Source organism: Glutamicibacter sp. M10 (assembly GCF_025452055.1).
Taxonomy (GTDB): Bacteria; Actinomycetota; Actinomycetes; order Actinomycetales; family Micrococcaceae; genus Glutamicibacter.
Genome location: NZ_CP104918.1, coordinates 718604 through 740903, shown reverse-complemented (window position 1 = coordinate 740903; position 22300 = coordinate 718604). Strand labels below are relative to the sequence as shown.

Sequence of the window (22300 nt, the reverse complement as noted above, 5' to 3'; positions counted from 1 at the left end):
GGGCGCTTGATTGCGCGAGCTCTGGGCGGCAGTAGCCGGTACCACCAGCTATAGCCAACCTGTGCTCGTCGGTCCTTTTTCCCCAGAAACCGCGTATCCATATCCAGTCCATTGTAAGATTTCCACTAGCGAGCCGCGCAATACAGCGACGGCAAAGTCCTTCAATTTCGGCCTGATCGGCGGATGATGAAATTTGTATTCCAGCCACTTATAGACTTGCGGCACCATGCCCTCGCGGGCTTCGAAGCGCTGGCCCGGTTCCGCGATGGCCGCACTCCCCAGGCGCATTTTAATGAAGCCCGCCTTGCAGGCAGTCTAGTTGATCTGGAACTGCGCGCCCTGGACCAGATCCTTGCCGCCAGCCATGCCATCCCCGATGGCCTGCTGCTGACCATGAATGCTTCGGGGCCGGCCATCGATGCCTTCGCCAAGCAGCGCCCGGAGCTGGACCCCCGGCTGGCCTGGGGTTTGGAATTGCATGAGCTCTCCGCACCGGAACTGTGCGGCAGGGCCCGGATCAGCGCCGATGAGCTCGGCTGCCTCTTGCTGGTTGACGATGCTGGAATCGGCTATGCAACCCGAGAACGCATCACCCAGCTCAAGCCCCACATCGTGAAACTGGACCGGTCGCTGTTCGTCCACTACCGGTCATCGCCCGAAGCGCATGAGCATGTGGACCTGCTGTTGGCCGCCGCCAGGGCGATCAACGCGCAAACCCTGGTCGAAGGCGTGGAAACCGCGCAGCATCTGGCCCTGGCCCAGGATCTGGGCTTCGACTACGCCCAGGGCTTCTACTTCAGCCCCGGCCTCGACGCACAGCAGCTTCCTGAAGCGATGGCCGGGCTACGGCAACGCCTCGGGATCGATACTCCGGGTTTCTGAACGCCGTTCGCGGCCCCGCGTGCTCTTCAGGCGGATCACCGGCAGCAGCTTCACCAGCCCGAGCACCAGGTATAGCACGGTGTTGATCGCGACGAATGAGGCCAGCACCGCGAACCAGTCGCTGAGCAGCACGCTCTCGGGCAGGATGATCCCGCGCGGCACGTGCACCAGAAGTTCCACCATCAGCCCAATTCCTTCCGTGCGGCACCTGCGTGCTCGACATGCTTCAATCCGCGCTGCGGGCGAAGGCGATATCCGCCACGCCCTTGAGGAAGGCCAGATCCAGGAACGCGTCGTAGACGAGCTCCGGGATTACCAGGGCCGCGACGATCCGCGCGCGCCATCCGCCATGCCAGACGGTGACGATGCGTTCCACCGCGAAGAGCGCCCCGAGCAGCATCCAGAACGGGAACCACACCCAGGTGTCCATCGAAACCATCATGATGAGCATCAGCGCGAAGTAGCTGAACAGGGCAATCACCCCGTAGCCGATGCCGATCTGCTGCGCCCAGTAGCGCGAGGTCTGCGCGCTCACCCCGTAGGCGCCCAGGTTTTCCAGCGCACCGCGCTGCCAGCGCAGGCGCTGGGCCCAGAGCATCTTCCAGCTGGGCATCAGCTCGGTGACCACCGTGCAGCTGGTCGGCGAGGTGGTCAGCGCGCCGAGGGTCTTCAGCGCAATGGTCAGCTCATTGTCCTCGGTCAGCGCGGCGGTGTCGTAGACTTCGCCCGGGTTGCCCGGCAGCGTGGTGCCGCGGGCCGCGGCCACTGTGCGCAGGGCCGCGGTGCGGAAGACCGAGGCAGTGCCGGTGAGCACGAAGACCCTGCCATTGCGGCGCTCGATCTCGCGCTGGTAGCGGGTGTATTCGTTGCGCTGGAACTGGCCGAGCAGCCCATGTCCCTCTTCGCCGTGGAAGAGACCGCCCACCGCCATCAGCGCGCGGTCCCAGGTGAACCGGTCCTTCGCGGTTTCCAGGAATCCGGCGCCGATCTGCGAATCCGCATCCATCACCATGACGCAGTCGTTATCGCCCATCGCCGGCAAAATGGCCTGCAGCGCCTGGTTCAGCGCCCCGCCCTTCTTGTGCTTGTTCTCCACCGATTCGAAGACCTCGACACCGTGCTCGCGGGCCACCGCAACGGTGGCATCGGTGCAATTGTCGGCCACCACGATGATCCGCGATGGCTTGAAGCTCTGCTCCTCGAGGGCCTTGAGCGTAAAGGGCAGGAAGCTTCCTCGTTGTGCGCAGGAATCAGCACCGTCACGGTGACTTCGCCTGCGTGGACACCGCGGGTGCGAGCCATCACGGCTTTCGGCGCCAGCGGTCGGCTCGATTTCTGGATTGGCGTACGGCGATAGCGCCAGGTCACGAAGCGCTCGCCAAGCACCACCAGCAGCACCAGCATCGCCGCGGCCGACACCGCGAATACCAGGATGGACAGATCGGGCAGCTCTGTGCTGTAGAACGTGGTCCAGAGCGCGCCGATCCGCAGCTCCACTGGGTTCCACATCGACACCGGCTTGCCGCTGAGGCTGATGGACCACAACAGCAGCGCGGCCGCGGCCACGACAATCAGGACGACAGCGATGCCCACCCATCGGCTGAAATGCTTTTGCACGTACGCGCTCCGTTCACGTTACGGGATCACCGTGCGGCACCGCACGCACGGGCCTGTCGCAGGCGTCTCCGACGATTTTGCCCAAGAAAGTTACTTAGCAAAGCTAGCATCTTTTTGCGTGGCTCGGCACCTGGCGGAGACGCAACTCACCTCCGGCAAAAGCACCGCGTTCCCCCAGCACCCGATGAACGGGGCACGCCCTAGAGCTGCAGCGATTTCGCGGCCACCTCACGCAACTGATTTTTGCGAATCTTGCCGGTGACCGTGGTGGGGAAATCTTCAACGATCTGCACATAGGCCGGAACCTTAAAGTGCGCCAATTGCCCCGCGCAGTATTCCCGCAGCGCATCAATATCCAGTGGTGCTCGTCCGGCTTTCATGCGCAGACAGGCGCACACTGCCTCGCCATACTTTTCATCGGGTACACCGATAACCTGAACGTCCTCGATATCCGGGTGCTGGTAGAGGAACTCCTCAATTTCTGCCGGGTAGATATTCTCGCCGCCACGGATGATCATGTCCTTAATTCGGCCCACGATGGTGCAGTAGCCATCCTCGCGCATCACCGCCAGATCGCCGGTATGCATCCAACCCTCATCGTCGATGGCCGCTTTGGTCTTTTCCTCATCCCGCCAGTAGCCGAGCATCACCGAATAACCTCGGGTGCAGTATTCGCCGGTTTCCCCGCGCTCAAGCGTTTCGCTGCTCAGCGGATCGACCACCTTGATTTCCACGTGGGGGTGCACCCGGCCGATGGTGGCCGTGCGACGCTCAAAGTCATCGTCGCTGCGGGTCTGACAAGAAACCGGACTGGTTTCGGTCATGCCGTAGGCGATAGATACCGCGCCCATCCCCATATCCTCAACGCAGCGGCGCATCACTTCTACCGGACAGATGGAGCCGGCCATAATTCCGGTGCGCAGCGCAGAGAGATCGTAGTTGGCAAACTTGGGGTGGTTTTGCATGGCGATGAACATTGTGGGCACCCCGTACAGGCCGGTGCACTTTTCCTCTGCCACCACACGCAGGGTGGTTTCCGCGTCAAAGCCCGGGGCCGGAATGATCATCGTGACACCGCGCGAGGTACAGCCCAGATTGCCCATCACCATGCCGAAGCAGTGATAAAACGGCACCGGAATGCACAGCCGGTCGTGCTCATCCAGATCGATCATGCCGGTGACCTGATGGCCATTATTCAGGATATTACGGTGGCTGAGCGTGGCACCTTTGGGGTATCCCGTGGTGCCCGAGGTGTACTGGATATTGATAGGGTCTTCGGGTTTGGTGGCGGCCAGTCGAGCCGCTAGTTGCGCGTCCTGGACGGATGAACCCTCATCAAGTAGCTGCTGCCAGTCATCGGTATCCAGGTACACCACGCGTTCTAGTCCCGGAGTATCGGTGCGCGTTTGCTCCACCATTGCTCGGTAGTTGCTGGTCTTAAACTCGGTCGCGGCCATCAGCATCCGCAGCCCACTGTGGTTGACCGCGTAGGCGAATTCATGGGTGCCGTAGGCCGGGTTCACGTTCACCAAAATGACGCCAATCTTTGCCGTGGCGTATTGGGTAAAAACCCATTCGGCGCAGTTTGGTGACCAGATTCCTACGCGATCCCCCGGATTGAGTCCCGCGGCGATCATGCCCTTGGCTAGAGAGTTGATTTGATCATCCAGCTGCTGCCAACTGAAGCGTCGCCCGCTACTAGATTCCACCAACGCCTCGGCAGTTCCCAGACGGGCCACCGTGCGCTCAAAATTAGCGCCAATCGTCTCATCTAGTAGCTTCGGTTCGCTCTCGCCCTTGGCATAGGACTTCATCTGGACACCTTTCAACCTGTTCTAAATTGTGCACTGCGTCACATTTTAGACAATAGTCCGGGGCCATCAACCTGCCAACTATCAGCCGGCAGCCTTCTGGAGCAACGCGCGAATCTTCTCTTCGGTGGCATCGTCAAGTGAGGTGATCGTCCAAGCCACAGGGTGCATGTGCGCACCTTCTTCAAACGCCGGGTTCACTACTTCACCAAAACCAAAGACCACATATTCCTTGCCTGGCTTGATGTAGCAGACATCCTTTCCGTCTTTAACGTAGAACGGCAGGCCCCAGCGAACGATTGGTTCAAGCGAAGGAGCGCTCTGGCTAATCAGCTCGTGCAAGCGCAGCGCAATCTGGCCATAAGGTGCTGGCGCCGAACCGAGTTTGTTGCGAACTGCCTCATCGCCCTTTTTGCCAAAAATCATCGTCGTATCTCCTCTAAAGTCTTACCGAAAAGCGCAGATTTTGCGCCGTCATCGTGTGGCCAAACCGTGACTTTCTGGCCACTACCTAACAATCCCATAACCATCGGCCCCAAGGCCATAAAACCGCGCAAATTCAGTCCAAACCGTCGGTGGGCAGCAGGAAAATTTAAGCATGACACATCCATATTTTGAACCCGATGACGATGATGAACATCGCCTACCGCTGGACCCGCCTGCCACACGCAGCGAGTCACAGTCAGACTCCTTCTTCACCGACCACCTAGAGCACCAGATGTTCTACGGACCAATGAAGGAACTAGTTGATGAGCTCTTCAACGCCGGTCCGCTCAACGGCCCTGGTGATGGTCTGGCTCGACTAGAGAAAGTTCAGAAGCTGGACAGCATGCTCTCCGCGGTCAGCGCCGCGATCATGGCCGACAGTGTGGAACAGGTTGCTCAAGCTTTCGCCGAGGACACCGTCACCAAACCCCACTTTGAAACCGAGCAGGAACGACGCGAACGGCTCTGCGCGAACTACTACCGCGTTGATCCAACTAGTGACCAGGTCATCACCTCCAACTTTGTCGCTGAAGCTGCGATCGCGCTTCGAGAAACAACCGAAAAGGCTCGCGGACGCATGTTCACGGCCAAAGGGCTGCGCCACGTTTGCCCAGAAACCCTTCAGGCCTTGGCCGCTGGACAGATCACTGCGGCCGCAGCGCGGGCCATGGTGAAGTATTCGCAGGACCTGACGCAGGAACAGATCAACCTGATGCAGGAGAATCTGTTGCCCATTGCGGCTACCGCTAGTGATGAGACCATCACGCAGCGCATCCGTCGCTTCCATGATCAGGTCCGCCCGGAGTCCGCGGACGCTCGCCACAAGAAAGCCGCGGATGCTAGAAAGGTAAGTAGCTGGGATTTGCAGGATGGGATGTCCGCGTTGAAGCTCGTGGCACCAAGCGTCAATGTGAAGTCCATAGTGAACACGCTCAAGTACGAGGCCACCTTGCATAACGATCCCGAAGACACCCGCACTCAAGCACAGCTAGAAGCAGACATCTTCTGTGATGCGCTGATCAATGGATGGCCCACCACCAATGGCACACCGCTCAAGCCTCGGGTAGTCGTCACGATCCCTGCCCTGCAGATGATTGCCAATCCAGACCGTGCCCTGGCGGACTTGGAAGGGTACGGGCCGATCCCGATGGGTGCGGCATTACAAATTGCCAAGGATGCTCCATCCATCATTCCGATGCTCACCGATCCATTCAGCGGAGCCGTGATGGATGTTGGCCGCAAACGCTACAAGCCCACTCGGGTGCTCAAGGAATTCCTCCGCGCTCGCGACCAGCACTGCTGCTACCCCGGATGCCGACGCACCGCAGATAACTCCGAAGTTGATCACGTCGACGCCTGGGAAACCGGCGGACACACCAACCGTGCCAACACCGAATTACTGTGCAAGCAGCACCAGATGTTCAAGCACGCTTTGGGCTGGAAGGTCATCAACCGCCCCGACGGTTCTAAGTGCTGGCGCACACCGCACGGCCTAAATTCCCTCGTCGTTCCCGGCAGCGTAGACAATGTTCAGCACTTTGAGCACGCCAATGATCGCTGCCCCGAACGCAAGGTCCATTTGACCCCGGCAACGCTACGCGTGCTGGGCCACCCCACCACGGTTAGCGGTGGCGACGTAAGAATCACGATTGACGACCCCAACAATGATCCGCCCGGACAGCATCCGGACGCGGCCTAGGCGTCAAGCCCCATCGAGGGTGTGCAGTGACGGAAGTTTTCCGTCATCACGATTGACCCAGATCTCCCATACGACCCGAGAATGCAGCAGCATCAGGAAAGAAAACGGTGCTTGCTGCAAATTGTGCTGTGCCCAACGCCTTCACTCGTTGAGTCCATTGAGTGCGCCGAGCACGGATGACGTAAATTTTCCGTCAGTATCGTCCCCACTTCATCCCACCCTTTACTGCGGACTTTTCTCGTTGCCCGGCATGACGGAAATTTTCCGTCAGTGAACGAGAGCTAGAGGATCCACATTAAACAGCTATCGCTGTCCTGACCGGCCAGAGTATCCTGTTGCTACAACCACTGGCACCAACTAGAGCAGGTCACCTCATGAGTGACGAGCAAACTGACAATTCGACACCGCCCGACAACGCGACGCGCGTGGTGCCGGCCGATGGTCAGCGTAGTTTTATGCATATTCTGATCAACACCGCGATCGCCAACTTCAGCACAAGCTTCCTGTGGTTTGCACTGACCTTCTGGGTTTATCTCGAAACTCAAAACGTGATGGCTACCGGCATTATTGGCGGTGCGTTCATGTTGCTGATTGCCGTGTTCTCCATGGTTTTTGGCACCATCGTGGACAACCACCGCAAGAAGTCCGTGTTTGTATTCTCGGCAATGATCACCGCAGTCACGTTCAGCTTGGCCGGACTGATCTATCTTTGGTTACCTACAAAGGACATCCTGAATGTCGGCGGATGGCAGTTCTGGCTCTTTTGCCTGGTGATCCTCTTTGGGGCCATCGTTGAACAGATGCGTGGAATCGCTCTGTCCACAACGGTCACGCTGCTAATACCCCAAGAACGTCATGCCAACGCCAATGGTCTGGTTGGCACGGTGCAGGGCATCGCGTTTATCATCACCAGCGTTTTTAGTGGTCTTGCCATCGGCTGGTTGGGGATGGGGTGGACGTTGGTCATTTCCATCGCGATGGTGGTGCTGACCATGCTGCACTTGGTGGGGATTTCGATTCCGGAAGAGGAACCTGAAAAGGAAGAAGGCCGCACCAAAACCAGCGATCTGCGTCTCGGATTCACCACGGTAATGGCCATCCCAGGACTGTTCGCGCTGATCATCTTCTCGATGTTTAACAACTTCATCGGTGGCACATACATGGCGTTGATGGATCCCTACGGGTTGACCATCATGTCCGTCCAGTCGTGGGGATTGACCTTTGGATTAGCTTCCACCGGGTTCATTGTTGGCGGTTTGTTGATTGCCAAATTCGGATTGGGCAAAAACCCGATTCGCACCATGCTCTGGCTGGTAGCAGCGATGGGTCTACTGGGCGCAACATTCACGATTCGCGAATGGACGTGGCTCTACATCGTGGGAATCTGGCTGTACATGATGCTCATTCCAGCCGTTGAAGCCTCGGAACAAACAGTGATACAAAAAGTGGTGACTTTCCGCAGGCAGGGTCGAGTCTTCGGCTTTGCCCAGATGATGGAGGCCGCGGCCGCGCCGATTACCGCATTCCTCATTGCACCGCTGGCGCAGTATTGGATCATCCCGTACATGCGTAGCGACGAGGGAACTACGCAACTGGGGTGGTTGCTCGGCGACGGTCAGGCCCGTGGCATTGCCTTGATCTTCCTTGTCGGAGGGCTGATCATGATCTTGGTGGCATTCTTAGCTATGGGCACCAAGCAGTACCGCAAGCTCTCCACAATTTTCCAAGCAGAGGAGCCCACAACACTTCAGGAGCAAGAACTTGGCAACAACCCAGAAGACCCTTCCCACCGACGTTGATGTCCACGATTTCATCGCGGCAGCCACCCCAGCAAAGCGTCGGGTAGATGGTGAAGAGCTGGAGCGAATTTTCAGTGAGGTCACCGGCGAGACTCCGGTGATGTGGGGGCCGAGCATTGTTGGTTACGGAACCTATACCTACGTTTCGCCGTCCAACCCAAAAAATACTGGCCTCTGGCCTAAAACCGGGTTCTCTCCACGCAAGGCACAGCTGTCCATTTATGGGCTAAAAGATATGCCCGAAGGGGCCGCGCTCCTGGAACAACTGGGTAAATACACCGAAGGTATGGGGTGTGTGTACGTGCGCAAACTAGAGGATATCGACCTTGAGGTGCTTAAAAACTGATCGCCATCGCCGCTTCACGCCCGGATCAAACTGCGGGCTAAAGCGGGGACGGCGACCGGTGTTATTCGGCTTCTTCGAAGAAGGTTTCCACCTCGGTAATACCGGCGGAGATTACTGGCACCAGGCGTTCGTCGATGCTGTAGTTATCACCATCCTTGGTCAGTAGTCCATAGTTAGCCAGTGATTCCATGGCAGCCTGGGCTTCGGGCAGAACCGCGTCGTAAATCTTCGGTCCCACATTGCGGCGCAGGCCTTCAAGGTCGCCATCGCGTCCGGTAGAGGCGGTAACCAGCAGGTTGCGCAGCACCAGGTAGTGGGCCTCATCGCGCAGGGTGACGTCGAAGGCGGGGTTCAGGTGGGCCTGGACTGCGCCGACGGCCATCTCGAAGAGCAGCTGAGCGCTGCCGGCTTCAGCACCGTCCACCACCAGGTCGTAGGACTCTTCATCCAAGGTCATGACCGGGCCGTCGTAGGTGACGACGGACAGACGAGCTGCGCCCCAAACGTAGGTGAAGGCCAGCGGTGCTGGCTCATCATTGTCAAAGGATTCCGGGTCCACGCCAACTGCGCGCAGTACGCGGGTGCGTGCCGCGGTGGACTCTTCGCTGCTATCACTCATGTCCACCCCGTCACCCAGGGCCAGCGCGAAGGCTTTAACCTGCTTAAACAGTTCGGTGGCACGCAGCAGTTCGCAGATTTCCGCGTCGCTTTCGGCAAAGCCATCAAGGGTGTCCTCGAGCATTTCGCGCAGAGCCTGGAAGTCCTCGGATTCGCCCTCCCAGAGCTTGTTCTCTTCAACAAAGCTGAGGTAATCCAGCCAGGCGCTGAAGATCGGCTCCGGCGCCACTGCGTCGTCCAGGGATACAAGGTACTCGGCCAGGGTCTCGCCAAAGAGGTCAACGTCGATGTTGTGCAGGTTGGAACTGTTGGCGCGCTGCGCGTATTCGCCGCCTACTGCTCCAACAACGTTGAGCTGGATGGACGCGGCGGTGGCGGCATCTTCTGGGGAGAAGGCCGGGACCGCGGTGGTGACCCAAGCGGTGTATGGCGCACGCAAGGATTCCAGATACTGCTCTACCTGAATGCGGTAAACGCTACGTCCTCGTGGTGCGGATTTTGCAGGGTTTCCTGCGCCGGAGTTCTTCTTACCTTGACGCTTTTTGCTGCCCATGAGTGATCCTTCGAGTTAGCGATACTGGTCTCGGTCTCAAGACTACGGTGCACCCACGATTTGCGGTAACCCACGCGCCACCATTGACCTGCCTGCGGTAATCGGACATGATGATCAACAGAGAAACTTGGAAGTCCTAGCATTTGCGGTACGAGGGAGAATCCGAATGAAGATCGCCGTTCTAATCAAGGAAGTTCCGGACACCGGAGCGGACCGGGAACTGAACATGTACACCGGGCTGGCGCAACGTTCCGCCTCCGAGGCGGTGCTTGATGAAATCGGCGAGCGCACCTTGGAAGTGGCGCTCAAGGTGTTGGATGCAGATCCGGCAACTCAGATCACCGTGCTGAGCATGGGTCCAGAGTCCATTCAAGCCACGGTGCGCAAATCTCTGGCCATGGGTGCGGCCGCCGCCGTGCAGATCAGCGACGAACAACTTCTTGGCGCGGACCTGGTTCTGACCGCGCAGGTCTTGGCTGCCGCGCTACGCCGGGAAGACTACGATCTGATCCTCACCGGGAACATGTCCACCGATGGTTCGGCCGGGATGCTGCCGGTGATGCTCGCTGAACTGCTCAACCTGCCTGCGGCTACCTCACTGTCCGCGATATCAATCGCCGAGGGCCAGATCACCGGAACCCGCGAGCTTCAGGGAGCCACCGCGCAGATTAGCGCCAAGCTTCCGGCCATCGCTTCGATCACCGAGGCGCTGCCCGATGCAAGATTCCCCAACTTTAAAGGCATTATGGCCGCCAAGAAAAAGCCGATCGAGGTGCTAACGCTTACGGACCTTGGAGTTGAAGCACTACCTACGGATACGGCTCGGTCCATCATGCTTGCCGTTGAGCAACGACCACCGCGTGAGGCTGGCACGATCATGAATGACGACGGAGCGGCAGCGGCTGCGCTGGTTGAGTACCTGGCCAAGAACAACCTGGTGTGAGCGGAGAAAAATCATGACAACTTTTGCCCCGGATTCCATTCTGGTGTTCCTCGAAACCACGCCCAACGGTGAGCTGGCCAGCAACTACGCCGAACTACTTGGTGCTGCCAGCAGTATTGGTACAACGGTTGCCCTAGTGGCCGGAACTGAGGAAAACCTTCAGTCATTCGCCACTCAGGCAGCTCAAGGTGGTGCCGCAGCGGTACTGACCGCCAGCACCGACTCCACCATCCTCAGCGCTCCACTGACCGACGCCTTGCAGAATGGTTATGACCTAGTCCACCCCCAAGCGGTATTGTTGGGCCACACGCTCACCTCGCGTGAGGTCGCAGCCCGTTTTGCGGTACGCAACAAGCTAGCGGTAAGCGTGGACGCGCTGGGTGTACAACGCGATGAGCAAGGCATCATGGCCAGCCACTCAATTTATGGTGGCGCCTATTCAACTTTCAGTGCGCCTACCTTTGGTGCCCCGGTGATCACCCTCCGGGTGGGCAGTAGCGAGCTTCGGGCGCCAAGCCAAGAAGCGAGCATTACCGCCCTTGAGCTGACCGCTAGTCATAGCCCAGAAATCGAAGTGCACGAGATCCAACAAGCTACGAGCAACTCCGCTCGTCCCGAGCTGCGTACCGCCACCCGTGTTGTCTCCGGCGGTCGAGGTCTGGGTAGTGCCGAGCAGTTTGAATTGGTTTACCAGCTGGCCGATGCGCTGGGCGCCGGCGTGGGCGCCTCGCGCGCAGCCGTTGATGCTGGCTACATTGAGCACGCAGCCCAGGTGGGTCAGACCGGTGTGGCCGTGGCACCGCAGCTCTACGTTGCCCTCGGCATCTCCGGAGCCATCCAACATAAGGCTGGCATGCAGACGGCAAAAACCATTGTGGCGATCAACAAAGACAGCGATGCACCAATCTTTGAAATTGCTGACTTTGGCATTGTTGGCGATGTGTTCAAAGTTGTTCCGCAGTTGATCTCCGCGCTGGAAGCACGCAAGGCGCAGTAATCATGAGCCCAACATCTAGTACCTTTCGCCAGGGTTTGCCCCGTGTAGCCGGTGGAGATCCGTGGCCGCCGGTTACCGAGGTAGTGCCTCAAGTCGAACCCGTTGCGCCGCCGGTAGCGGTTGAAAGCGACGTCGCGCCACAGGCCCCGGAAGTTCCTTCCGAGGTTGTTGCTGACGTTGCTCCTGCGGTTATTTCTGCTGTGGCTCCTGCGTCGGCAACACCTGCCCGGTCGCTACGCCAAGGATTACCCCGGAGCGTTGATGGACAACCCTGGCCACCGGCACAAACACTGGTTACTACCTCTGCCGCGGCGCCTGCTCGGTCGGAGCCAGTTGTTGCGGCACCGGTAGCCGATTCTGCTGCACCTGCTGAAGCTGAAGTCGAGCCTGACGCCGCTGCTGCAGAAGTTGCACCCGCGAGTACCACTGCCCTTGCCAGCCCAATTGCAACAGGTGGGGAAAGCGCAACAATCAGACGAGGGCTGCCTCGGGTAGCCGACGGTGAAGCTTGGCCACCAAGTAGTTTCATCGCTTCTGCTCCGTCGTCTCCTGCGTCGCCCGCTCCAATCCAGCCTCCGGTTGAAGAGACGAAGACTATTGCTACGCCACCGGCACAGGTTGTGGATACCTCCGCGGCCCCGGTTCTGGAACCCCAAGCGCAGCCGGAAGTTGTTGCGGCAACTACCGCACCAGCACCAAGCCCAACAGAACAACCAGTCAAGGCGCCGGCAAAGCCAGCTGCGCAAGCACCGGCTGCCGCGCCTTCAAAGCCAACGACAACTGCAACGCCAGCGCCAACGAAAACAGAGCCAAAACGCCATGGTCCATTGACCACCAAACAATGGGTTTTGGCTTCGATTCTCGGTGCGTTCTGTGCCTTGGGCATGGCCACCGCGGTGGTCCTGGTGGCTCGCGGCATTGCCAGCATCGATGCAGTTGCCGCGTTCATCGATCGCTACCCGGGCGAATACCACCTGCCTGAGTCGGCTCCCGTTGGCGTTCCCGCATGGCTTGCATGGAACCACTTCTTCAACTTCTTCCTGATGGTGCTGATCATCCGTTCAGGAATGTTGGTCCGACACCAGAAAAAGCCGCCAGCCTATTGGTCATCCAAGCGCAGCCCTAAGGTCAGCATCAACTTGTGGTTGCATCAAAGCCTAGATTTGCTGTGGATCATCAACGGTTTGGTCTTTGTCATCGTGCTGTTCGCAACAGGACATTGGATGAGAATCATCCCTACGTCTTGGGAAGTTTTCCCGAACGCACTCTCTGCGGCCCTGCAGTATCTGAGCTTGGATTGGCCAACTGAAAATGGTTGGGTCAACTACAACTCGTTGCAGCAGCTGGCCTACTTCGTCACCGTATTCATCGCTGCACCGTTGGCTGCAATCACCGGATTCCGGTTGAGTGCGTTCTGGCCTAAAAACCCAGCACTGAGCAAGCGGTACCCTATCGAGTGGGCACGTGCACTGCACTTCCCCACCATGCTCTATTTTGTCTTGTTCATACTTGTCCATGTGATCTTGGTGTTCTCCACCGGTGCTTTGCGCAATCTGAACCATATGTACGCTGCGCAAGGTTCGACCGATCCCACTGCGTACGCGGACAACTGGGCGGGATTGCTCTACTTTGCACTGTCTTTGCTGGTCATCATGGGTGCATGGATTGCCTGCAGGCCGATGGTCCTTGCCTCCATCGCACGGTTCTTCGGAAAGGTCAGTTCTCGCTAACTTTGCCAATTCTTGCCGCTGACGCAAATTACCTCGCGTGCTTCACTCCCCTGCCGGTACGGTCGGTTAGTAGAGACTGACGAATCAGAACAGGACGGCACTAATGAGCCACCAGCACAATACCGAAGAACTTGAAGGCGTTACCTTCTGGGAAAAGCACTACGGGCAATCGGAACGAGTATGGTCCGGCAAGGTTAATAAGGTCATTGAAGATCTGGTGGCTCCATTAACCCCAGGAACCTCCTTGGATATTGGCTGCGGAGAAGGCGGCGATGTTTTGTGGCTGGCGTCCAATGGCTGGCAGGCCACCGGGCTGGACATCTCCCCGACCGCGATCTCTCGCGCTGTTGAGGAAGCGAAAAAGCATGGAATTGATCCCAGCGCAGCACAGTTTGTGGCCTCGGATCTGGATGCGTGGGATACAAAGCAGAGCTTTGATCTAGTGACCTTGAGCTTCTTCCAGGCGCCATTCCAGTTCCCTCGCGCTGAATTCTTGCGCAAGGCTGCAAGCTTTGTTGCACCCGGCGGTCACCTGCTGGCCTTATCGCATGCGTCCTTGCCATCCTTCGCGCAGATTCCGGAGCATGAGCTGCCCATCTTCCCCAGCCCCGAGCAGGAACTTGAGGCGTTGGACTTGGACCCGGTGCAGTGGAGCATTCACACCGCTGAGCTTCGCGAACGCACCATCACCGCACCCAACGGGGAACCGGCGGTTATGGAAGATTCCGTGGTGTTTGTTCAGCGAAACAAATAAGCATGAAGTGATCCTCCAGCCCGCGGGGCTGGAGGATCACTGATGGTTTAGATTCCCACACGGATCTAAACCAGCTTGAGCGCACTATCTGGTTGATAGTGACGCAAATCTACGGAACGGCGAACGACCGTACGCAGGTCTTCGGCCTTGTTGGTACCTTGCGTTATCACGTTCAGCTGCACCATCACATTGCCTAGGGCAGTGCATTCAACCGGCCCGGCGATCACCGGTACCTGAGCGTGATCAGCGGTGCGCTGGCACAACAATTCGCCTTGAGATCCGCCGCCAACAATGTGGATGTCTGCTAACTCGAATCCACCTAAGCGTGCGGCTTCTCGCGCTTGGCGGGCAAAACTGGCAGCGAGGGACTCGATGACCACGCGGATCAACTCCGCACGAGATTCCGGCGCCCTACCACCGGCAGCCACAATCGCCTCGTTGATGCGTACCGGCATCTGCCCGGGAGCGAGAAACATCTTATGTTGCGGATCAATCAGCACCCCAGCAGCGGGCAGGATTTCGGCCTCTGTAAGGAGGCCACTCAACTGAACTTCAGGCCCTGCGGCCAACTTGTCTTGCTGATTCCAATAGCTCACCGACTCACTAAGCAAGAATGTGCCGGTAACGTTTTTGAGGAACCGTACCGACCCGTCCAAACCGAGTTCATTGGTGAACCCCGCCTCTTGAGCCTCTTGGCTCAGCACCGGTTCGCCCAGTTCTACACCGACCAGACCCCATGTGCCACACGAGATGTAGGCTGATTTTTCGCTGGTCAGCGGGGTCGCTGCCACCGCACTTGCGGTGTCATGCGACGCAACCGCCACCACCGATACCGGGTTTGAGACCCCAAATTCGCGGGCCAACTCGGGCAGCAATGAACCCACTTCCTGACCCGGATGAATAATTGGAGCCAGCAAGTCGCCAACCCCGAGGTGCTGCACCAAATCCTCATCCCAGCTTTCCGTTCGCTGGTTAAACAGCCCGGTGGTGGAGGCATTGGTCCATTCGCAGCGTGCATGGCCGGTCAGTAGCCAGTTGACGTAGTCGGGTACCAACAGCAGTTGATCCGCCTGAGCCAACCGGGAATCGCTGTGTTCCGCCTGCAGTTGATACACAGTATTAAACGGAAGGTACTGCAGTCCGTTGCGCTCAAATAGTTCCGCGCGACTGAACTTAGATTCAAGATCAGGAACTGCCTGCTCATTGCGTGGGTCCCGATAGTGGCGCACCTGGCCTAGACGCTGACCTTCTTTGAGCAGTGCATAGTCCACGGCCCAAGAGTCCACGCCAATACTGGCGATGTCCGGACGCAGCGCAAAGGCCTTTTTCAGGCCAATACGAATCTGCGCCCACACCCCGTCAATGTCCCAGGCCAAAGCCTGGGCTGATGCGCCGTCTTCAAGCTGGTCTAACGGCGCCGGCCCGTTGGCAAAACGGTGGCAAAGGGTCAGCTGAACTTTCCCGTCCACCAGTTCACCAATCATGACCCGGCCGCTAGTTGCACCTAAATCAATGGCCGCAACCGGCTTGAGCTTAATCTTTTCACTCATCGCAGGAAGGCTGCTGCAACCCCAGAATCCACTGGAATGTGCAACCCAGTAGTTCGGGTTAATTCTGGTCCGGTCAGTACATATACTGCGTCAGCAATGTTTTCAGGGACAACTTCTCGCTTCAAAATTGTGCGGTTTGCATAGTACTGGCCCAAGTCTTCTTCGGCCACACCATAGGTCGCAGCACGCTGAGCGCCCCAACCCGAGGAGAAGATTCCTGAACCTCGCACCACACCATCAGGGTTGATGCCGTTAACCCTGACTCCATGCTCGCCCAGCTCAACAGCAAGCAAACGAACCTGGTGAGCTTGGTCAGCTTTGGTGGCTGAATAAGCAATATTGTTGGGGCCAGCAAATACGGAATTCTTGGAGGAAATGTAGATGATGTCACCGCCAAGCTTTTGCTCAATCAGCACCTTAGCCGCAGCCTTGGACACCAAGAACGAACCTTTAGCCATCACATCATGCTGAAGATCCCAGTCTGCTTCCGTGGTTTCAAGCAGGGGCTTCGATAGCGAGAGCCCAGCGTTGTTGACCACCAAGTCCAGCCCACCAAAGGCCAGCACTGCGTCGTTGATGGCGGCCTGTACGGCGTCGGCATCCGCAACGTTGGCGGCTACACCCACGGCAACATCGCTGCTGCCCAGTTCGGCGGCTGCGTCCTGCGCCTTGGCCAGATCCAGATCGGCAATCACCACGCATGCACCTTCAGCAGCCAGCCGCTTGGCCACAGCTTTACCAATGCCCGAAGCTGCACCTGTCACCAAGGCAATACGGCCAGCGTGGGACTTGGGCTTGGGCATACGCTGCAGTTTGGCTTCTTCCAACGCCCAGTATTCGATGCGGAACTTCTCCGCGTCAGAAATTGGGGTGTAGGTAGAGAGTGCTTCGGCGCCACGCATCACGTTGATGGCGTTCAGGTAGAACTCACCGGCCACTCGTGCAGTCTGCTTGTTGGCTCCGTAGGAGAACATGCCCACGCCGGGAACCAGGACAATCAAGGGGTCCGCTCCGCGCATGGCCGGGGAGTTTCCATCCTTGTGGCTCTCGTAGTAGCGCTGGTAGTCCTCGCGGTATTGCCCGTGCAATTCTTTGAGCCGCTCCAGCTGCTCCTCAATGCTTGCCGATGCCGGCAGGTCTAGAACCATCGGCTTGATCTTGGTGCGCAGGAAATGATCTGGGCAGCTGGTGCCGAGTGCAGCTAGCTGTGCCAGCTTTTGGCGTGAGAGGAACGCCAATACCCGCTCGTCATCGCTGAAGTGGCCGACCATTGGCTTGTCGGTGCTGGCCAAACCGCGAATGGTTGGCGCCAATGCGGCGGCCCGGGTACGACGTTCAGATTCTGGCAAGGCTTCAAAACCTGCAACTACCGCACCAAAAGGTTCGGGTGCTCCGTGCTGCTGAATGTACGCGGCGGCAGTATCGATGATCCACAGTGAGTTCGCCTCCGATTCCTCACTGGTGTCTCCCCAAGCAGTGATTCCGTGACCGCCAAGGATGCAGCCCACCGCTTGTGGGTTTTCATCCTTGATTCGGGCAATGTCTAGTCCGAGCTGGAAGCCCGGACGACGCCAATCCACCCAGGCCACTTTGTCGCCAAAGATCTTGGCGGTCAGTTCGCGGCCGTCTTTGGCGGTGGCGATGGCGATGCCAGAGTCAGGGTGCAGATGGTCAACGTGATTGGCGTTGACCAGACCATGCATGGCCGTGTCGATGGATGGCGCTGCGCCACCCTTGCCGTGCAGGCAGTAATCGAAGGCGGCCACCATTTCATCTTCACGTTCCACCCCGGGGTAGACCTGTACCAGTGAACGCATACGGTCCAAGCGCAGGGTGGATAGTCCCTGTTCGGTGAGCGTTCCCAAGTCGCCGCCGGAGCCTTTGACCCAGAGCAGTTCAAGATTCTCGCCGGTGACCGGGTCGATGGCGCTGCCCTTGGCTGAGGTGTTGCCACCGGCGTAGTTGGTGTTTTTCTTGTCTTGCCCTAGGCGGTTGGAGCGTTCGATGAGCTGCCCAGCTACGCTGGTGCTCGTTGATGTGATGCTTTGAGTCATGATTCTCTCAGTAGTTCGTCTCAGGGATCTGCGTTGTGGTGCTCAGGCGGTCTGGTGCTTAGGCGTCGATCTTGTCGGGTGCCACTAGCTTGCCGTAACGAGATACTTCAATTTCTTCGAGGGACTTGCCGCGGGTTTCGGGAGCCCAGATGGTTCCAATTAGCAAGGCTGCAGCGAGCAGTCCAAGGATCAGCAGGCCGAGTTTCTCCAGTCCTATGTTGGTCAGCAGCACCGGGAAGACCAGCGACAGCAGACCGACCAAAACGCGAGCCAGCATAAAAAGGACACCTTGGGCGCTGGCACGGTATTTGGTGGCGAAGAGCTCAGCGGTCCACAAACCGTAGAACGCCTGCGCTCCGATACCAGCGGAGATGCCCCATGCCACTGCGTAAAACAGCAGTGAGAAGGTGCCAGGCGGTACAAAGATCAGCACTGCCCAGGCGGCAATGCCTAGCAAGGCGCCGGTGAAGTACAACCACCGCCGAGATACTAGATCCCCGTATTTCATGAAGCCGAAGTACGTGGCGGCAGCGGTGAGCACCCAAACCAATACCTGCAGCAGGTTCTGCTGCGTGGCTGATTCCACGCCGGCAGCTGCGTAGACTCGCGGCTGGAAAATTCCGGCCTGACCGGCCACGGTATTCCATAGTCCATACACACCGATCAGGAAGAACAGGGCGGACCAGTTTTTGCGTTCGGCCAGCAGGCCTCGGATGCCGGAGAAGAAGGATACCTTGGTACCGTTGGCCAGCTCCTGCGCCCGTTGCTCTTTCCACCGTGTAGATTCGGGCAGTCCGCGGCGCACCCACCAGGTCACGGCGGCCACAATAAACAGATGGAAGAAGATCAGGCGCGAACCGGCCACTCCCAGCGGTTCAACCATGATCGCCAATGCGAAGCCAACGGCCGGACCAAAGGACCAAGCCAACTGCGCGGTACCCACGTGGGCGGCGCGAGATTCTTGCGGAGCTTCCTCGGCGATATAGGTCCAGGAGGCCGGAACACCGGCGCCCACCGCGATGCCCATGAGGACTACGCCGATGACGAGCAGGGCGGTGTTGAAGGTGAAAGTGATCAGCAATGCGCCGAGCATAAAGACCATCAGGTCGTAGGTGTAGATGAACTTACGACCCAAGCGGTCACAGAGCGGTCCACCAATCATCGCGCCAAGGGCCGCGCCGAAGGCATTGGCCGAGACTGCCGCGATCACGCCAACGAGTGAGTCTTCAAATCCGAAGGCGTTCTGCCACAAGCTCAGGCTGGTGGCGAGCGCGATGATGGCGCCGGCTTCGATGTAGTTGCTCATCGCCACCGCGATGGTGGCTTTCCATCCGGAGATGCCGCGCTTCGTTGCTACGGTACCCATTTAGGCTCCCCATCCTGCTTGTACTCCGCCGGTGCGTTCGGCTTCTATACGTGTTTGGTAGTCCGATTCGCGGAAGGCCTGCATCGGGTCGGTTGGTAGTCCACGCTCGGCCCGCCAGGCTTCAAGCTGCGCGCGGACGTCGGTGTAAAAAGCGTTCATGAAGATCTCGTTGGCGACCAGCACATCTCCGGAGATCTGGGCTTCGGTCAACGCAACGCGGTCGATCAGTAGGGCACGAGCCGTCATTTCCTGAACGTTGAGTACGCTGCGAATTTGGCCTTGGATTTTGTTCTCCACATTGTGGCACTGGTCCAGCATGAAGGAAATGGTGCTTGTTTCTTCCAACCCGCCGCCGCGAATCACCTCAGCCATGATGCGGAAGAGCTGATAAGGATCTGCGGCGCCAACGATCAAGTCATCATCGGCGTAGAAGCGCGAGTTGAAGTCGAAGGAGCCGAGTTTGCCCAGACGCAGTAGCTGCATCACGATGAACTCGATGTTGGTGCCCGGGGCATGGTGTCCGGTGTCTAGACACACCATGGCGCGCTCGCCTAGGGCAGCCACCTGAGCATAGGAGGTACCCCAGTCAGGGACATCGGTGTGGTAAAAAGCTGGTTCGAAGAATTTGTATTCCAAGACCAGTCGTTGCTCGCCGTGTAGCCGTGCGTAAATTTCAGCCAGCGAGTCGGACAACCGATCCTGGCGCCCGCGCATGTCAGCTTGTCCTGGATAGTTGGAGCCTTCGGCAAGCCAGATCTTTAGGTCTTGGCTACCGGTGGAGTCCATGACATCGATGCATTCAAGGTGATGGTCAATGGCCTTGCGTCGGATCTTTGGATCCTCGTGGGTCAGTGCACCGAACTTGTAGTCATCATCTTGGAAGGTATTGGAGTTGATGGTTCCTAGGCGGACGCCGAGGTTTTCGGCATGGGTACGCAATTCACCGAAGTCCTCAACTTTGTCCCATGGAATGTGCAATGCCACCGATGGAGCTAGGCCGGTCAGCCGATGAACTTCGGCAGCGTCGGCGATCTTCTCAAAAGGATCGCGTGGAGTGCCAGCGGTGGAGTACACCTTAAAGCGAGTGCCGGAATTTCCATAGGCCCATGAAGGGACTTCGATGGCTAGACGGTTCAGGGTTTGCAGGTTTTCGGGACTCAACGTTGTGCCCATTGACCTCTCCATTTCTAAAGCTTTGTACTAGTGCGTGGTTGCTGGAAATTGCGCCAGTTGATCTTCCAAATTGAATACTTCGGTGAGCCGTTGGGCCCCTTGGTCTGCGCGGCCGTCGAGACTGACAAAAAATTCTGACATTTGCGCTTCCCACTTCGCGGTGCGCGGATCGGCGTCTAAGGCTGCTTGGGCTGCCTGGTCATCGTCTGTTTCGTAATAACCAATCAACAGCCCGTCTTCTCGAAGGAAGAGCGAGTAGTTGCGACGTCCCGCGTCCTTGATGGCTGTCAGCATCTCTGGCCACACCTGTTGATGGCGTTCGATGTACTGGTCCATGAGCTTCGGGACGACTTGAAGCTGGAAGCAGACTCGCACTCGTTTTCCCTTCGGTTACCAACGTCGTTGTAAGTGGATTCGGGTGAGTCTCATTTTTATGAAAATGAATCGTTTCAATCACCCGATTTATTGAGTGTAAGCTACTTCACTGAGTTAGATCAAGCCGGAATCGATCACTCAATGAAATATTTTTGAAACCTTTCAAAATAAGGTTGTGTAAGCCTGTAAACGGGCTACTCGGGATATACTCGCAAGAAGACCATCATCAAAAAGAACAGGAATCCTCTGTGGCCGTCAGCGTTAAGGAAGTCGCCGCCGAAGCAGGAGTTTCCGTGGGCACAGTATCCAATGTGCTCAACCGCCCTCAGGTCGTTTCCGAACGCACCGTCGACAAGGTTGCCGCAGCAATTGAGAAGCTTGGCTTCGTCCGCAACGACGCGGCACGACAGCTGCGGGCCGGACACAGCCGAAATTTCGGACTTGTCGTCCTTGACGCGCGCAACCCGTTTTTCATGGACGTCACCCAGGGCGCACAACGCCGAGCTCTAGACAATGGCTACACCGTATTGATGGGATCCAGCGACAGCTCGCTAACCACCGAAGGCCAGCTACTAGATCTCTTCGAAGAGCAACGAGTGGCCGGCGTACTCATCTCCCCCATGCATAGCGATCTGAGTCGCCTATGGAAAATTCGCGACTCCGGCACCCCAGTAGTTTTGGTAGACCGTGGAAGTGGGGACCGCAGCTTCTCCTCGGTTTCAGTTAATGACGTTGAAGGTGGCCGCATCGCGGCACAGCACCTGGTGGATCTGGGCCGTAAGCGCATCGCTTTTGTCGGCGGACCACAAAGCATCGAACAGGTCCAACATCGCCTCGAAGGCGCGCAGTCAATCATTGCCGGCACCGCCGACGCCGTACTGCAGTACCTGCCAACTGCGCAGCTAACTGTCCTTGAAGGCCGAGCCGTAGGCGAACGCATTCTCGCCATGGAACCAGAACAGCGTCCGGACGGTATCTTCGCCGCCAATGACTTGTTGGCCTTAGGGATTTTGCAGGCCCTGGTGATGTCCGGTTCACTCTCGGTCCCGGAAGATATCGCGCTGGTGGGCTATGACAACATTGCCTTTGCTGAATCAGCGGTAGTCCCGATCACCACAGTGAGGCAGCCGGCCGAAGAAATTGGTCGCACCGCAGTTGATGTCCTATTGCGTGAAGCCGAAGCGGGCGAGGACGCAGTTCGCGAACAGTTCGTTTTCACACCCAAACTGGTGATTCGTGAGTCGACTGTGGGAGCAGATAACGCAAGCTGATCACTTGCTTATGAATCCCTGAAAACACTAGGTCTCGGGATGCATTCACCACCCAAATCTTGTTAGGTTGGCACTACAGCCTACGAAAGGGATGGAATTATGACTGCAAATAATCCGGACGCCTTCTTGAACAAGAATGAAGCCGAACTGCCAGATACCGTTTCCGACCCTGCGCTGAACGACGAGGTCGGTCAAGACTGGACCGACGAGGGTGGCGCAACGCCGTCCGGTGCGGCGATCGACGGTACCGAGAGCTAAGCAAAACTAAGAAACTTT

20 protein-coding genes are annotated in these 22300 nt (G+C 58.0%); 10 read left to right on the top strand and 10 right to left on the bottom strand.

Annotated elements, in window-relative coordinates:
- The first annotated feature begins 183 nt into the window (after positions 1–183).
- The gene (locus N6V40_RS03635; RefSeq protein ID WP_262199050.1) at positions 184–882 is read left to right on the top strand and encodes an EAL domain-containing protein; all 699 of its coding nucleotides are present in this window, start codon (positions 184–186) and stop codon (positions 880–882) included.
- Here N6V40_RS03635 and N6V40_RS03630 read toward each other — a convergent pair.
- The 4 genes from N6V40_RS03630 to N6V40_RS03615 all read right to left on the bottom strand — a co-directional run bounded on the left by N6V40_RS03630 (position 844) and on the right by N6V40_RS03615 (position 4736).
- The gene (locus tag N6V40_RS03630) at positions 844–1065 is read right to left on the bottom strand and encodes a hypothetical protein (RefSeq protein ID WP_242632511.1); all 222 of its coding nucleotides are present in this window, start codon (positions 1063–1065) and stop codon (positions 844–846) included. The two genes, N6V40_RS03635 and N6V40_RS03630, sit on opposite strands and share 39 nt — an antisense overlap.
- 43 nt (positions 1066–1108) lie before the next feature.
- Positions 1109–2479 (bottom strand): glycosyltransferase family 2 protein, encoded by a 1371-nt coding sequence (locus tag N6V40_RS03625; protein ID WP_262199049.1) that lies wholly within the window; start codon positions 2477–2479, stop codon positions 1109–1111.
- Positions 2480–2699: 220 nt separating this feature from the next.
- Complete coding sequence (locus tag N6V40_RS03620) at positions 2700–4313, bottom strand: AMP-binding protein (protein ID WP_131089503.1); 1614 nt, start codon at positions 4311–4313, stop codon at positions 2700–2702.
- Positions 4314–4394: 81 nt separating this feature from the next.
- The gene (locus N6V40_RS03615) at positions 4395–4736 is read right to left on the bottom strand and encodes a DUF1801 domain-containing protein (protein WP_242632513.1); all 342 of its coding nucleotides are present in this window, start codon (positions 4734–4736) and stop codon (positions 4395–4397) included.
- Positions 4737–4908: 172 nt separating this feature from the next.
- Here N6V40_RS03615 and N6V40_RS03610 point away from each other — a divergent pair, with 172 nt between their 5' ends.
- From N6V40_RS03610 to N6V40_RS03600, 3 genes are all read left to right on the top strand, one after another.
- Positions 4909–6495 carry an HNH endonuclease gene (locus N6V40_RS03610; protein ID WP_131089504.1) on the top strand — a complete coding sequence of 529 codons (1587 nt, stop codon included), beginning with the start codon at positions 4909–4911 and terminating at the stop codon, positions 6493–6495.
- A gap of 374 nt (positions 6496–6869) precedes the next feature.
- On the top strand, positions 6870–8294 hold the full coding sequence (locus tag N6V40_RS03605) for an MFS transporter (RefSeq protein WP_131089505.1): 1425 nt from the start codon (positions 6870–6872) through the stop codon (positions 8292–8294).
- Positions 8257–8640 carry a DUF1801 domain-containing protein gene (locus N6V40_RS03600; protein ID WP_262199046.1) on the top strand — a complete coding sequence of 128 codons (384 nt, stop codon included), beginning with the start codon at positions 8257–8259 and terminating at the stop codon, positions 8638–8640. Before N6V40_RS03605 ends, N6V40_RS03600 begins: the two co-directional genes overlap by 38 nt.
- A gap of 61 nt (positions 8641–8701) precedes the next feature.
- Here the strand turns inward: N6V40_RS03600 and N6V40_RS03595 are convergent, their stop codons facing one another.
- Positions 8702–9811, bottom strand: coding sequence for a hypothetical protein (locus N6V40_RS03595; protein WP_131089507.1), 1110 nt, complete (start codon positions 9809–9811; stop codon positions 8702–8704).
- Between the two features lie 166 nt (positions 9812–9977).
- On the opposite strand from N6V40_RS03595, the gene N6V40_RS03590 reads away from it, so the two are divergent.
- The 4 genes from N6V40_RS03590 to N6V40_RS03575 all read left to right on the top strand — a co-directional run bounded on the left by N6V40_RS03590 (position 9978) and on the right by N6V40_RS03575 (position 14235).
- The gene (locus N6V40_RS03590) at positions 9978–10754 is read left to right on the top strand and encodes an electron transfer flavoprotein subunit beta/FixA family protein (protein WP_262199045.1); all 777 of its coding nucleotides are present in this window, start codon (positions 9978–9980) and stop codon (positions 10752–10754) included.
- 13 nt (positions 10755–10767) lie between these two features.
- A complete protein-coding gene (locus N6V40_RS03585; RefSeq protein ID WP_262199044.1) occupies positions 10768–11751 on the top strand; it encodes an electron transfer flavoprotein subunit alpha/FixB family protein in 984 nt (327 codons plus the stop codon).
- 2 nt (positions 11752–11753) lie between these two features.
- Entirely contained in the window at positions 11754–13481 is a 1728-nt protein-coding gene (locus N6V40_RS03580; protein WP_262199042.1) for a cytochrome b/b6 domain-containing protein, read from the top strand.
- Positions 13482–13584: 103 nt separating this feature from the next.
- Positions 13585–14235 carry a class I SAM-dependent methyltransferase gene (locus tag N6V40_RS03575; protein ID WP_262199041.1) on the top strand — a complete coding sequence of 217 codons (651 nt, stop codon included), beginning with the start codon at positions 13585–13587 and terminating at the stop codon, positions 14233–14235.
- A 65-nt stretch (positions 14236–14300) separates the two neighbouring features.
- Here the strand turns inward: N6V40_RS03575 and N6V40_RS03570 are convergent, their stop codons facing one another.
- The 5 genes from N6V40_RS03570 to N6V40_RS03550 are packed head-to-tail and all read right to left on the bottom strand — an operon-like array spanning position 14301 to position 20753.
- Entirely contained in the window at positions 14301–15785 is a 1485-nt protein-coding gene (locus tag N6V40_RS03570) for a rhamnulokinase (protein ID WP_262199040.1), read from the bottom strand.
- Complete coding sequence (locus N6V40_RS03565) at positions 15782–17839, bottom strand: bifunctional aldolase/short-chain dehydrogenase (RefSeq protein WP_262199039.1); 2058 nt, start codon at positions 17837–17839, stop codon at positions 15782–15784. Before N6V40_RS03565 ends, N6V40_RS03570 begins: the two co-directional genes overlap by 4 nt.
- Positions 17840–17897: 58 nt before the next feature.
- On the bottom strand, positions 17898–19205 hold the full coding sequence (locus tag N6V40_RS03560) for an MFS transporter (protein WP_262199038.1): 1308 nt from the start codon (positions 19203–19205) through the stop codon (positions 17898–17900).
- Positions 19206–20378 carry an L-rhamnose isomerase gene (rhaI, locus tag N6V40_RS03555; protein ID WP_131089514.1) on the bottom strand — a complete coding sequence of 391 codons (1173 nt, stop codon included), beginning with the start codon at positions 20376–20378 and terminating at the stop codon, positions 19206–19208.
- A 27-nt stretch (positions 20379–20405) separates the two neighbouring features.
- Positions 20406–20753 carry an L-rhamnose mutarotase gene (locus N6V40_RS03550; protein WP_131089515.1) on the bottom strand — a complete coding sequence of 116 codons (348 nt, stop codon included), beginning with the start codon at positions 20751–20753 and terminating at the stop codon, positions 20406–20408.
- 248 nt (positions 20754–21001) lie between these two features.
- Here N6V40_RS03550 and N6V40_RS03545 point away from each other — a divergent pair, with 248 nt between their 5' ends.
- A complete protein-coding gene (locus N6V40_RS03545; protein ID WP_131089516.1) occupies positions 21002–22024 on the top strand; it encodes a LacI family DNA-binding transcriptional regulator in 1023 nt (340 codons plus the stop codon).
- A gap of 99 nt (positions 22025–22123) precedes the next feature.
- A complete protein-coding gene (locus N6V40_RS03540) occupies positions 22124–22282 on the top strand; it encodes a hypothetical protein (RefSeq protein WP_165477320.1) in 159 nt (52 codons plus the stop codon).
- Positions 22283–22300 lie beyond the last annotated feature (18 nt).

Bases quoted from the DNA above. Each gene is read 5' to 3' on its own strand.
- N6V40_RS03595 (WP_131089507.1), bottom strand. From the start codon at position 9,811: ATGGGCAGCAAAAAGCGTCAAGGTAAGAAGAACTCCGGCGCAGGAAAC.
- N6V40_RS03575 (WP_262199041.1), top strand. From the start codon at position 13,585: ATGAGCCACCAGCACAATACCGAAGAACTTGAAGGCGTTACCTTCTGG.
- rhaI (WP_131089514.1), bottom strand. From the start codon at position 20,378: ATGGGCACAACGTTGAGTCCCGAAAACCTGCAAACCCTGAACCGTCTA.
- N6V40_RS03625 (WP_262199049.1), bottom strand. From the start codon at position 2,479: ATGGGTGGGCATCGCTGTCGTCCTGATTGTCGTGGCCGCGGCCGCGCT.
- N6V40_RS03610 (WP_131089504.1), top strand. From the start codon at position 4,909: ATGACACATCCATATTTTGAACCCGATGACGATGATGAACATCGCCTA.
- N6V40_RS03585 (WP_262199044.1), top strand. From the start codon at position 10,768: ATGACAACTTTTGCCCCGGATTCCATTCTGGTGTTCCTCGAAACCACG.
- N6V40_RS03560 (WP_262199038.1), bottom strand. From the start codon at position 19,205: ATGGGTACCGTAGCAACGAAGCGCGGCATCTCCGGATGGAAAGCCACC.
- N6V40_RS03615 (WP_242632513.1), bottom strand. From the start codon at position 4,736: ATGATTTTTGGCAAAAAGGGCGATGAGGCAGTTCGCAACAAACTCGGT.
- N6V40_RS03620 (WP_131089503.1), bottom strand. From the start codon at position 4,313: ATGAAGTCCTATGCCAAGGGCGAGAGCGAACCGAAGCTACTAGATGAG.
- N6V40_RS03605 (WP_131089505.1), top strand. From the start codon at position 6,870: ATGAGTGACGAGCAAACTGACAATTCGACACCGCCCGACAACGCGACG.
- N6V40_RS03635 (WP_262199050.1), top strand. From the start codon at position 184: ATGATGAAATTTGTATTCCAGCCACTTATAGACTTGCGGCACCATGCC.
- N6V40_RS03540 (WP_165477320.1), top strand. From the start codon at position 22,124: ATGACTGCAAATAATCCGGACGCCTTCTTGAACAAGAATGAAGCCGAA.
- N6V40_RS03590 (WP_262199045.1), top strand. From the start codon at position 9,978: ATGAAGATCGCCGTTCTAATCAAGGAAGTTCCGGACACCGGAGCGGAC.
- N6V40_RS03570 (WP_262199040.1), bottom strand. From the start codon at position 15,785: ATGAGTGAAAAGATTAAGCTCAAGCCGGTTGCGGCCATTGATTTAGGT.
- N6V40_RS03565 (WP_262199039.1), bottom strand. From the start codon at position 17,839: ATGACTCAAAGCATCACATCAACGAGCACCAGCGTAGCTGGGCAGCTC.
- N6V40_RS03580 (WP_262199042.1), top strand. From the start codon at position 11,754: ATGAGCCCAACATCTAGTACCTTTCGCCAGGGTTTGCCCCGTGTAGCC.
- N6V40_RS03630 (WP_242632511.1), bottom strand. From the start codon at position 1,065: ATGGTGGAACTTCTGGTGCACGTGCCGCGCGGGATCATCCTGCCCGAG.